The organism is Leclercia sp. Colony189 (assembly GCF_009740165.1).
Lineage (GTDB): Bacteria > Pseudomonadota > Gammaproteobacteria > Enterobacterales > Enterobacteriaceae > Enterobacter.
On sequence record NZ_CP046557.1, the window covers coordinates 4,724,862 to 4,735,980 of the forward strand.

Consider the following 11,119-nt stretch of genomic DNA (forward strand, 5'->3'; position numbering starts at 1 on the left):
GGACCATGACTTTTCGCCATTGTGTGGCTGTCGATTTAGGCGCATCCAGCGGCCGGGTGATGCTGGCAAGCTACCACCGCGAGGCGCGCACGCTTCAGCTTCGCGAAATCCACCGTTTCGTTAACTGTCTGCAAAAGCGGGACGGCTTTGACTGCTGGGATATCGACACCCTGGAAGCGGAGATCCGCACCGGGCTGAATAAGGTTTGTGAAGAAGGCATTCGCATCGACAGCATCGGGATTGATACCTGGGGCGTGGATTATGTGCTGCTGGACAGCAACGGCCAGCGTGTGGGCCTGCCGGTCTCCTACCGCGACAGCCGCACCGACGGGGTAATGGCGCACGCGCTGGCGCAGCTGGGCAAAGCGGAGATCTATGGCCGCAGCGGCATCCAGTTCCTGCCGTTTAATACCCTCTATCAGCTGCGTGCCCTGGTTGAACAGCAGCCGGAGCTGGTGGCGAAGGTCGCCCACGCCCTGCTGATCCCGGACTACTTCAGCTACCGCCTTACCGGCCAGATGAACTGGGAATATACCAACGCCACCACCACCCAGCTGGTGAACATCAATTCCGATACCTGGGACGAGAACCTGCTCAACTGGACCGGCGCGCCGCGCGACTGGTTTGGCACGCCGACCCATCCGGGCAATGTAATCGGTCACTGGATTTGCCCCCGGGAGAATGCCATCCCGGTGGTGGCCGTCGCCAGCCATGACACCGCCAGCGCGGTGATCGCCGCCCCGCTGGCCTCAAAGGATGCAGCGTATCTCTCCTCCGGCACCTGGTCGCTGATGGGCTTTGAGAGCAAAACCCCCTACACCAGCGATAGCGCGCTGGCGGCCAACATCACCAACGAGGGCGGCGCAGAGGGCCGCTACCGGGTGCTGAAAAACATTATGGGGCTGTGGCTGCTACAGCGGGTGCTGAAGGAAAAAGGTATCAGCGACCTGGCTGCCCTGATCGCTGAGACGGAAATCCTGCCGTCGTGCCGCTTCCTGATCAACCCCAATGACGACCGCTTTATCAATCCGGCCAATATGAGCGCCGAGATCCAGGCCGCCTGCCGCGAAAGCGCGCAGCCGGTGCCGGAGAGCGCCGCCGAGCTGGCGCGCTGCATCTTCGACAGCCTCGCCCTGCTCTATGCCGAGGTGCTGCACGAGCTGGCCACCCTGCGCGGGATGCCGTTCAGCCAGCTGCACATCGTGGGCGGCGGCTGCCAGAACCAGCTGCTCAACCAGCTGTGCGCCAACGCCTGCGGCATCACGGTGTTAGCCGGGCCGGTCGAGGCCTCCACCCTCGGCAATATTGGCATTCAGCTGATGACCCTCGACGAACTGAACAACGTCGACCAGTTCCGCCAGGTGGTGACCGGCAACTATGGCCTGACCACCTTTACCCCTCATCCCGATCATGAGATTGCCCGCTACCGGGCGCAGTTTCAGCAACAACGACCGACAAAGGAGCTTTGCGCATGACCACTCAACTTGAACAAGCCTGGGAACTGGCTAAACAGCGTTTCGCCGCCGTGGGCGTGGATGTCGAGGAGGCTCTGCGTCAGCTCGACCGTCTGCCGGTCTCTATGCACTGCTGGCAGGGTGATGACGTCGCCGGTTTTGAGAACCCGGGCGGGGCGCTGACCGGCGGTATTCAGGCCACCGGTAACTATCCGGGCAAGGCGCGTAACGCCGCCGAACTGCGGGCGGATCTGGAGCTGGCCCTGAGCCTGATCCCGGGTCCTAAGCGCCTGAACCTGCACGCCATCTATCTGGAATCCGACGAGCCCGTCGAGCGTAACGCTATTAAACCAGAACATTTTAAAAACTGGGTCGAGTGGGCGAAAGCTAACAAGCTGGGGCTGGATTTTAACCCCTCCTGCTTCTCGCATCCGCTGAGCGCCGACGGCTTTACCCTCGCCCACGCCAACGACGAGATCCGCCAGTTCTGGATCGACCACGTGAAGGCCAGCCGCCGCGTGTCGGCGTACTTTGGCGAGCAGCTTGGCACCCCATCGGTGATGAATATCTGGATCCCGGACGGGATGAAAGACATCACCGTTGACCGCCTCGCCCCACGTCAGCGCCTGCTGGCGGCGCTGGATGAAGCCATCAGTGAAAAGCTGAACCCGGCGCACCACATCGATGCCGTGGAAAGCAAGCTGTTCGGCATTGGCGCCGAGAGCTACACCGTGGGCTCCAACGAGTTCTACATGGGTTACGCCACCAGCCGCCAGACCGCGCTGTGTCTGGACGCGGGTCACTTCCATCCGACTGAAGTCATCTCCGACAAGATCTCCGCCGCGATGCTCTATGTGCCGCACCTGCTGCTGCACGTCAGCCGTCCGGTGCGCTGGGACAGCGACCACGTGGTGCTGCTGGATGACGAAACCCAGGCCATCGCCAGCGAAATTATCCGCCATGACCTGTTTGACCGGGTACATATCGGCCTCGACTTCTTTGATGCCTCCATCAACCGCATCGCGGCGTGGGTGATCGGCACCCGCAACATGAAGAAAGCCCTGCTGCGCGCTCTGCTGGAGCCCACCGCCGAGCTGCGCGCGCTGGAAGCCGCGGGGGATTACACCGCGCGTCTGGCCCTGCTGGAAGAGCAAAAATCACTGCCGTGGCAGGCGGTATGGGAGATGTACTGCCAGCGCAACGACGCCCCGGCGGGCAGCCAGTGGCTGGATAACGTCCGGGCGTATGAGCAGGACGTATTAGCCAGTCGCACGTAAATAACATTGCCGGGTGGCGCTTCGCTTACCCGGCCTACGTTTAGCTGTAGGCCCGGCAAGCGAAGCGCCGCCGGGCGTTTTCAAAGGAATCAAAAAATGCAGACCATCACCCAATCCTGGTTCGTCCAGGGCATGATCAAAGCCACCTCCGACGCCTAGCTGAAAGGCTGGGACGAGCGCAACGGCGGCAACCTGACGCTGCGCCTGGATGACGCGGATATCGCCCCGTTTGAAGCGGATTTCCACGCCAAACCGCGCTATATCGCCCTGAGCCAGCCGATGCCGCTGCTCGCCAACACGCCGTTTATCGTCACCGGTTCCGGCAAATTCTTCCGCAACGTACAGCTCGATCCCACCGCCAATTTAGGGGTGGTAAAAGTGGACAGCGACGGCGCGGGCTACCACATTCTTTGGGGGCTGACTGACGAAGCGGTGCCAACATCTGAACTGCCGGCCCACTTCCTCTCCCACTGCGAGCGCATCAAAGCCACGGGGGGAAAAGACCGCGTGATCATGCACTGCCACGCCACCAACCTGATCGCCCTGACTTTTGTGCTGGAGAACAACTCAGACGTCATCACCCGCCAGCTGTGGGAAGGCAGCACCGAGTGTCTGGTGGTGTTCCCGGATGGCGTGGGCATTCTGCCGTGGATGGTGCCGGGTACCGACGAAATCGGCAGCGCCACGGCGGTGGAGATGCAAAAACATTCGCTGGTGCTGTGGCCGTTCCACGGCGTGTTCGGCAGCGGCCCGACGCTGGACGAAACCTTTGGCCTGATCGATACCGCCGAGAAATCGGCGGAAGTGCTGGTAAAAGTTTATTCAATGGGTGGCATGAAGCAGACCATCACCCGGGAAGAACTGATTGCGCTGGGTAAACGCTTTGGCGTTAATCCTGTGCAGTCAGCGTTAGATCTCTACAAATAAGAACATCGCGCCCCGCTCATTGAGACGGGGCGAATCTACACCTGCAAACCCTACAAAACTCAATTAAGTGGAGTAAAAGCAATGAAAATAAAGACAAGCTTGATCCTCACCGTTGCCGCCCTGGCGTTGTCCGGTTCTGCTTTAGCTGAAGTGAAAATCGCCCTGGTGGCGAAATCCTTAGGTAACGGCTTCTTTGAAGCGGCAAACATGGGTGCCCAGGAGGCAGCTAAAGAGTTGGGGGATGTCAAAGTCATCTATACCGGGCCGACCACCACCACCGCCGAAGCCCAGATCGAAGTCCTCAACGGGTTGATCGCTCAGGGTGTCGATGCGATCGCTATCTCCGCCAACGATCCTGACGCCGTGGTGCCGGTGCTGAAAAAAGCGATGCAGCGCGGGATCAAAGTGGTCTCCTGGGATTCCGGCGTGGCGAAAGCCGGGCGCCAGATCCACCTCAACCCTTCTAATAACGCGCTGATTGGCGAGACCAACGTCAAGCTGGCGGCCGACGCGCTGAAAGCGCTGAATGTGGAGAAAGGCGACGTGGCGGTGCTGAGCGCTACCCCTACCTCTACTAACCAGAACACCTGGATTGCCGAGATGAAAAAGGTGCTGCCGCAGTACCCGTCCGTCAATCTGGTGACCGTGGCCTATGGCGACGATCTCTCTGACAAGAGCTACCGCGAAGCGGTTGGCCTGCTTAAAACCTACCCGGATCTGAAAGTGATCGTCTCCCCGTCGTCAGTCGGTATCGTGGCGGCGGCGCAGGCGGTGAAAGATCAGGGCAAGATCGGCAAAGTGTACGTCACCGGCTTAGGGTTGCCGTCTGAAATGGCGGGCGCGGTGAAATCCGGCGCCAGCAAGAGCTTCGCCATCTGGAACCCGATTGACCTCGGTTATGCCGCGACTTACTTAGCGGATGATCTGGTGAAAGGCACGGCGACCAAAGACGAAGCCAGCATGGGCAAACTGGGCAAAGTGAAGCTGGATGCCGACGGCAACGGCGCGATGGCGGAGCCGTTCGTTTACGATGCCAGCAACATTGATAAGTTCTCAAAAATCTTCTGATGCGTTTTGTAGGCCGGATAAGCGTAGCGCCATCCGGCCTACAAAATCCCCTATGGTGGAGAACTATCATGACCCCATTACTGGCACTCAACGGCATCACCAAAGTTTTCCCTGGCGTGCGTGCCCTTGAAAACGTGCAGCTTGAACTCTGGCCCGGCAAAGTCACCGCCCTGATCGGTGAAAACGGCGCGGGCAAATCGACGCTGGTGAAAGTGATGACCGGCATCTACCAGCCCGACGAGGGCGAAATCCTCTATAAAGCGATCCCCATCCAGCTGCCGACCCCTGACGCGGCGCACAAGGTGGGTATTACCGCCATCCACCAGGAGACCGTGCTGTTCGATGAGCTGTCGGTCACCGAAAATATTTTTGTCGGTCAGTATCTCTATAAAGGCTTTTTCAAAAAGCTCGACTGGCCGGAGATGCACCGCCGGGCGCAGGCGATCCTCACCCGTCTGGAGGTGCAGATTGACCCGCGTGCGACGCTGAAAACCCTGAGCATCGCCCAGCGGCATATGGTGGCGATTGCCCGTGCGCTGTCGTTTGATGCCCAGGTGGTGATCCTCGATGAACCCACCGCTGCCCTGTCGCAGCATGAAATTCTCGAGTTCTATCAGATTGTCGAACGCTTAAAGCAGGAGGGAAAAGCCATCCTCTTTATCTCCCACAAGTTCGACGAGATTTTTGAGCTGGCGGATCACTACACCATCCTGCGCGACGGCGTATTTGTCGGCGCCGGGGCCATCAACGACATCACCGAAGAGCGGATGGTGGCGATGATGGTGGGGCGCGCCATTACCCAGACCTTCCCGAAGGTGGAATGCGAAAAAGGCGACATCGTCCTGGAGGTGCAGGATCTCTGCCACCCCACCGAGTTCGCCAATATTTCCTTTACCCTGCGCAAAGGCGAAATCCTCGGCTTCTATGGCCTGGTAGGCGCCGGGCGTACCGAGCTGATGCAGGCGCTCTCCGGCGTCTCGCGCCCCTCCTCCGGCAGCATTGTGCTGAACGGCAAAGCGCAGCATTTCCGCCAGCCGGCGGACGCCATCAGAGCCGGGATCGTCTGCGTGCCGGAAGAGCGCCAGAAGCAGGGGGCGATTATCGAGCTGTCGATTGCCCAGAACATCAGCCTGCCGCAGCTTGGCAAACTCAACGCCAGCGGCGTGCTGAACGACGCGCGCGAGTGGCAGCTGGCGGATGAATATGCAAAGCGGCTCCAGGTGAAAGCCTTTAGCTGGAAACAGGCGGTGGAAACCCTCTCTGGCGGCAACCAGCAGAAAGTGGTGATTGGCAAATGGCTGGCGACCCATCCTGACGTCATCATTCTGGATGAACCGACCAAAGGGATCGATATCGGCTCCAAAGCGGCGGTGCATCAGTTTATGTCCGAGCTGGTCGGTCAGGGGCTGGCGGTGATCATGGTCTCCTCTGAACTACCGGAAGTGATGGGCATGGCCGACAGGATCATCGTCATGCATGAAGGGTTAATGGTGGCGGAGTATCAGGCGGGGGGCGCGACGGCGGAAACCATCGTCAGCGCCGCCAGCGGTGCCAGACAGGAGGCCGCATAATGGTGCAACAACTGCTTAAACACCGCGAGGCGCTGCTGGCGGCGGTGATCGTGCTGATGGTGATCGCCATCGGCACCCGCGTCCCGTCGTTTATCGCGCCGGGTAACCTGGTGGAGATGTTTAACGACACCTCGATTCTGATCATCCTCGCCCTCGGCCAGATGATGGTGCTGCTCACCAAAGGCATCGACCTGTCGATGGCGGCGAACCTGGCGCTGACCGGGATGATTGTCGCCCTGATTAACTTTAATTATCCCGAGGTGCCGGTCTGGGTGCTGCTGATCCTGGCGACGGCCCTGGGCCTGCTGATGGGCGTTATCAACGGTTTGCTGGTGTGGAAGATGGGCATCCCGGCGATTGTGGTGACGCTTGGCACCATGAGCATCTACCGCGGGATTATCTTTCTGCTCTCCGGCGGCGGCTGGGTCAACTCTAACCAGATGGGGGCGGATTTCCTCGGCCTGCCGCGTGCGTCGGTGCTGGGTTTACCGGTGCTGAGCTGGTGCGCCATCGCCGCCCTGCTGCTGGTGGGCTATTTCCTGCGCTACAGCCGCACCGGGCGGGCGCTCTACACCGCAGGCGGTAACGCCACGGCGGCGTACTACACCGGGATCAACGCCGGCAAAATGCAGTTTGTCAGCTTCTGCCTCTCCGGGGCGCTGGCCGGGTTCTGCGGCTATCTGTGGATCTCGCGCTTCGCGGTGGCCTATGTCGACGTGGCGAACGGCTTTGAGCTTCAGGTGGTGGCGGCCTGCGTGATCGGCGGCATCAGCACCATGGGCGGCACTGGCCGGGTGTTAGGTTGCCTGTGCGGGGCGCTCTTCCTCGGCGTCATCAACAATGCCCTGCCGGTGATCGGCGTATCGCCGTTCTGGCAGATGGCGATTTCCGGGACGGTGATTGTGATTGCGGTGCTGCTCAATGAACGCGGCAACAAGCGCAAAGGACGGCTGATCCTGCGCGATGCGGCGCTGGCACGTCAGAAACAGGCGGTAAGATCATGAGTAAAGTGATGACCTCTGAAGAGATGAAAAATACCCCGGCTCCGGCGGGCATTTTCCAGCGCCTGCTGTGCTGGGAGGGTTTTCTGCTGGCGGTCACCCTGGCGGTGTTCGTGGGCAATGCCCTGGCCTCCCCGTACTTCCTGAATATCTGGAACCTGTCGGATGCGACCTTCAACTTCACCGAAAAGGCGATCATCGTGCTGCCGATGGCGATGCTGATTATCGCCCGGGAGATTGACCTGTCGGTGGCCTCCACTATCGCCCTGAGCTCCACGGTGATGGGCTTCTGCGCGGCGGCGGGGCTGGATACACCGTGGCTGGTCTGCGTGGGGTTAGGGGTTGGCCTGCTGTGCGGGCTGTTCAACGGCCTGCTGGTGACCCGCTTTAACCTGTCGTCGATTGTGATCACCATCGGCACCATGAGCCTCTACCGCGGCATCACCTACATTCTGCTGGGTGATCAGGCGCTTAATACCTGGCCGGAGAGCTTCGCCTGGTTCGGCCAGGGATACGTCTGGGGCGCGCTGTCGTTTGAGTTCGCGCTGTTTATGGTGCTGGCGGTGGTGTTTGCCTTCGTGCTGCACAAAACCAACTTCGGGCGTCGTACCTACGCCATCGGCAATAACCCCACCGGGGCATGGTATTCCGGCATCAACGTCAAGCGTCACAATCTGATCCTCTTCGCCCTGGTGGGGCTGATGGCCGGGCTGGCCTCGGTGCTGCTCACCTCGCGTCTGGGCAGTACCCGCCCGACGATTGCGATGGGCTGGGAGCTGGCGGTGGTGACCATGGCGGTGCTTGGCGGGGTCAATATTCTCGGCGGTTCCGGCAGCATGGTAGGCGTGATTATCGCCGCCTTCCTGATGGGGCTGGTCACCTTCGGCCTGAGCCTGCTCAACGTGCCGGGCATCGTGATGTCGGTAATTATCGGTGCAATGCTGATTGTGGTGATCTCCCTGCCGATCATCACCCGCCGCGTAATGCAGCGAAGACGGATCTAGTGCCGGGTGGCGCTGTGTACAAGCGCAGCGCCGCCGGGCATAAAAATCACCGTAATTAAGGAGAATTATCATGAGCTTTATGTTGGCGCTGCCGAAAATCAGCCTGCACGGCGCAGGCGCAATCGGCGATATGGTTAAGCTGGTGGCAAACAAACAGTGGGGCACCGCGCTGATTGTCACCGACGGTCAGCTGGTAAAAATGGGCCTGCTCGACAGCCTGTTTACCGCCCTCGACGCAGAGCAGATGTCGTATCATCTGTTTGACGCGGTCTTCCCGAATCCGACGGAAGAACTGGTGCAGCAGGGCTTTGCCGCTTTCCAGGATGCGCAGTGCGATTACATCATTGCCTTCGGGGGCGGCAGCCCGATCGACACCGCCAAAGCGATTAAAATTCTCACCGCCAATCCTGGCCCGTCTACCGCTTATTCCGGCGTCGGCAAAGTGCTCAACCCCGGCGTGCCGCTGGTGGCCATCAACACCACCGCAGGTACGGCGGCAGAGATGACCAGCAATGCGGTGATCATCGACTCGGCGCGTCAGGTCAAAGAGGTGATTATCGACCCGAACATCATCCCGGATATCGCCGTGGATGACGCCAGCGTGATGCTCGATATTCCGGCCTCCGTCACCGCCGCCACCGGGATGGACGCCCTGACCCACGCCATCGAAGCCTATGTCTCCGTCGGCGCTCACCCCCTCACCGATGCCAACGCGCTGGAGGCGATTCGCCTGATCGCCCACTGGCTACCGGAGGCGGTCGACAACGGACATAACCTGGAGGCGCGCGAGCAGATGGCCTACGGCCAGTATCTGGCAGGTATGGCCTTTAACAGCGCCGGGCTGGGGCTGGTGCATGCCCTGGCCCACCAGCCGGGCGCCACGCACAACCTGCCGCACGGCGTGTGCAACGCCATCCTGCTGCCGATCATCGAAAACTTTAACCGCCCGAACGCCGTGGAACGCTTTGCCCGCGTGGCCCAGGCGATGGGCGTGGATACCCGCGAGATGAGCGACGAAGCGGCCAGCATGGCGGCGATCAACGCCATCCGCACCCTGAGCAGTCGCGTCGGTATTCCATCCGGCTTCAGCAAGCTGGGCGTCACCAAAGCCGACATCGAAGGCTGGCTCGACAAAGCCCTCGCCGACCCCTGCGCCCCCTGCAACCCACGCAGCGCCAGCCGCGACGAGGTGCGCGAACTCTATCTGGAGGCATTATGATCCGCAAAGCCTTTGTGATGCAGGTGAACCCTGACGCACACGAGGAGTATGAACGTCGCCACAACCCCATCTGGCCCGAGCTGGAAGCGGTGCTGAAAGACCATGGCGCCCACCACTACGCCATTTATCTCGATAAAGAACGTCACCTGCTGTTTGCCACGGTGGAGATCGAATCGGAAGAGCGCTGGAATGCGGTGGCGAACACCGATGTCTGCCAGCGCTGGTGGAAATATATGGGGGAGGTGATGCCCGCTAACCCGGACAACAGCCCGGTGAGCACCGGGCTGAAAGAGGTGTTTTACCTGGCCTGATGTGTTAACGCTGCCGCGTTCGCGGCAGCGATCTCCCGCTTACTGCTCAACGTAAACGCCGACAATACCGTCACCGCCAGCACAAAACAGCCCAGCATCAGGTAGGTATCCTGGAAGCCGATCCGGTCATACATATTCCCGGCAAAGGCGGAGAGAAAAATCGCCGCCAGCTGTTTGGCGAAGTTGAAGCCAATCAGGTAGATGGTTGCGGACAGCCGGGTATCGAACACCCCCGTGATGTACTTGAACGCCCCCACCAGCAGGAACGGGACTTCCAGCGCGTGGAGCATCTTCAGGGCCACCACTTCGACGGCGGTGGTGGCAAATGACGAACCGATAATACGCGTCGCCATGATCACCCCGGCAATCAGCAGCGTATTTTTCGCGCCAATGCGGTTTATGATCCACGGCGAGCAGAACATGATGATGGCGTTGCAAATCTCTCCGGCAGTGGTCGCAAAACCGAACGCCCGCGTGCCCTCCTCCGGCGTGGCGAAGAAGGTTTTAAAGAAGGTGGCGAACTGCTGATCGAAGACGTCATAGACGCAGGCCACGCCAATCACGTACAGAATAAACATCCACATTTTGCGCTGGCGGAACAGGTTGATGACGGTTTTGACGGTGATCTGCGGCTGGTTCGCGCCAAGGGCATTCATCACCTGCGCGGTCTGGTTCGGCTTCGGTTTAGCCACCACCAGCAGCAGCATCAGGACCAGCGCCGCGGCGGAGCCCATCCAGAAGACATACGACGGATCGATGCCAAACAGGATGCCGCCCGTCGAGGCGCACAGCCCCCAGCCGAGGCAGCCAAACATGCGCGCCTTGCCGTACTCAAAGAAGCTGTTGCGGCTTACGCGCTCAATATAGGCCTCAATGGCGCCCGATCCCGCCGAGAAGACAAAGCCGATATAGACCCCACCGCTCAGCGCCCCGAGCCAGATGTTGGTCTTCAGCAGCGGGGCGAAGACGTAGAGGAAAAAGGGCGCGAAGAGAAACAGCAGGACCGCGATGATCCACAGCAGATGTTTTTTCAGCCCCAGCTTGTCCGACACCACCCCCAGCACCGGCTGGAATGAGATGGCAAACAGCGAGATGCAGGAGAAGACGATCCCGGTATGGGTTTTATTCAGACCAATGATATCCGACAGCCAGATCGGCAGGAACGGAAAGCAGGTGGCCATGATGAAGAAGTAGAGAAAGAAGAACGACCCGAAGATCCAGAAGTTCGGATTGTCTTTATGGGTACAGGCAGTCGTGTTCATTATTTTTATCCTCAACTCAGGGCCG

Annotated in this window: 9 protein-coding genes and 1 pseudogene; 9 read left to right on the forward strand and 1 reads right to left on the reverse strand. The window is 60.1% G+C overall.

Annotation, left to right across the window (positions count from 1 at the left end; translation table 11 throughout):
- Window positions 1-5 precede the first annotated feature (5 nt).
- The 9 genes and pseudogenes from rhaB (at window position 6) to rhaM (ending at window position 9,832) form a co-directional block, all read left to right on the forward strand.
- Window positions 6-1,475 (forward strand): rhamnulokinase, encoded by a 1,470-nt coding sequence (rhaB, locus tag GNG29_RS22585; protein WP_156655381.1) that lies wholly within the window; start codon window positions 6-8, stop codon window positions 1,473-1,475.
- Complete coding sequence (gene rhaA, locus GNG29_RS22590) at window positions 1,472-2,731, forward strand: L-rhamnose isomerase (RefSeq protein WP_156655382.1); 1,260 nt, start codon at window positions 1,472-1,474, stop codon at window positions 2,729-2,731. Before rhaB ends, rhaA begins: the two co-directional genes overlap by 4 nt.
- A gap of 96 nt (window positions 2,732-2,827) precedes the next feature.
- Window positions 2,828-3,658: pseudogene (rhaD, locus tag GNG29_RS22595) on the forward strand (rhamnulose-1-phosphate aldolase).
- Window positions 3,659-3,739: 81 nt separating this feature from the next.
- On the forward strand, window positions 3,740-4,726 hold the full coding sequence (rhaS, locus tag GNG29_RS22600; protein WP_156655383.1) for a rhamnose ABC transporter substrate-binding protein: 987 nt from the start codon (window positions 3,740-3,742) through the stop codon (window positions 4,724-4,726).
- Between the two features lie 68 nt (window positions 4,727-4,794).
- Entirely contained in the window at window positions 4,795-6,297 is a 1,503-nt protein-coding gene (locus tag GNG29_RS22605; RefSeq protein ID WP_156655384.1) for a sugar ABC transporter ATP-binding protein, read from the forward strand.
- Window positions 6,297-7,301 carry an ABC transporter permease gene (locus tag GNG29_RS22610; RefSeq protein WP_156655385.1) on the forward strand — a complete coding sequence of 335 codons (1,005 nt, stop codon included), beginning with the start codon at window positions 6,297-6,299 and terminating at the stop codon, window positions 7,299-7,301. The genes GNG29_RS22605 and GNG29_RS22610 overlap by 1 nt, the downstream gene beginning before the upstream one ends.
- Window positions 7,298-8,302 (forward strand): ABC transporter permease, encoded by a 1,005-nt coding sequence (locus GNG29_RS22615; RefSeq protein WP_103177534.1) that lies wholly within the window; start codon window positions 7,298-7,300, stop codon window positions 8,300-8,302. The genes GNG29_RS22610 and GNG29_RS22615 overlap by 4 nt, the downstream gene beginning before the upstream one ends.
- Window positions 8,303-8,372: 70 nt before the next feature.
- Window positions 8,373-9,521, forward strand: coding sequence for a lactaldehyde reductase (gene fucO / locus GNG29_RS22620; RefSeq protein ID WP_103177535.1), 1,149 nt, complete (start codon window positions 8,373-8,375; stop codon window positions 9,519-9,521).
- The gene (gene rhaM, locus GNG29_RS22625) at window positions 9,518-9,832 is read left to right on the forward strand and encodes an L-rhamnose mutarotase (RefSeq protein WP_103177536.1); all 315 of its coding nucleotides are present in this window, start codon (window positions 9,518-9,520) and stop codon (window positions 9,830-9,832) included. The genes fucO and rhaM overlap by 4 nt, the downstream gene beginning before the upstream one ends.
- On the opposite strand, the gene GNG29_RS22630 is transcribed toward rhaM, so the two are convergent.
- Window positions 9,820-11,094: an MFS transporter gene (locus GNG29_RS22630; protein ID WP_114388311.1), complete on the reverse strand. Its 1,275-nt coding sequence runs from the start codon at window positions 11,092-11,094 to the stop codon at window positions 9,820-9,822. The two genes, rhaM and GNG29_RS22630, sit on opposite strands and share 13 nt — an antisense overlap.
- Window positions 11,095-11,119: the final 25 nt, after the last annotated feature.

Excerpts from the sequence above, each read along its gene's own strand:
- rhaM (WP_103177536.1), top strand. The coding sequence starts at position 9,518 with ATGATCCGCAAAGCCTTTGTGATGCAGGTGAACCCTGACGCACACGAG.
- rhaA (WP_156655382.1), top strand. The coding sequence starts at position 1,472 with ATGACCACTCAACTTGAACAAGCCTGGGAACTGGCTAAACAGCGTTTC.
- GNG29_RS22605 (WP_156655384.1), top strand. The coding sequence starts at position 4,795 with ATGACCCCATTACTGGCACTCAACGGCATCACCAAAGTTTTCCCTGGC.
- rhaS (WP_156655383.1), top strand. The coding sequence starts at position 3,740 with ATGAAAATAAAGACAAGCTTGATCCTCACCGTTGCCGCCCTGGCGTTG.
- GNG29_RS22610 (WP_156655385.1), top strand. The coding sequence starts at position 6,297 with ATGGTGCAACAACTGCTTAAACACCGCGAGGCGCTGCTGGCGGCGGTG.
- fucO (WP_103177535.1), top strand. The coding sequence starts at position 8,373 with ATGAGCTTTATGTTGGCGCTGCCGAAAATCAGCCTGCACGGCGCAGGC.
- rhaB (WP_156655381.1), top strand. The coding sequence starts at position 6 with ATGACTTTTCGCCATTGTGTGGCTGTCGATTTAGGCGCATCCAGCGGC.
- GNG29_RS22615 (WP_103177534.1), top strand. The coding sequence starts at position 7,298 with ATGAGTAAAGTGATGACCTCTGAAGAGATGAAAAATACCCCGGCTCCG.
- GNG29_RS22630 (WP_114388311.1), bottom strand. The coding sequence starts at position 11,094 with ATGAACACGACTGCCTGTACCCATAAAGACAATCCGAACTTCTGGATC.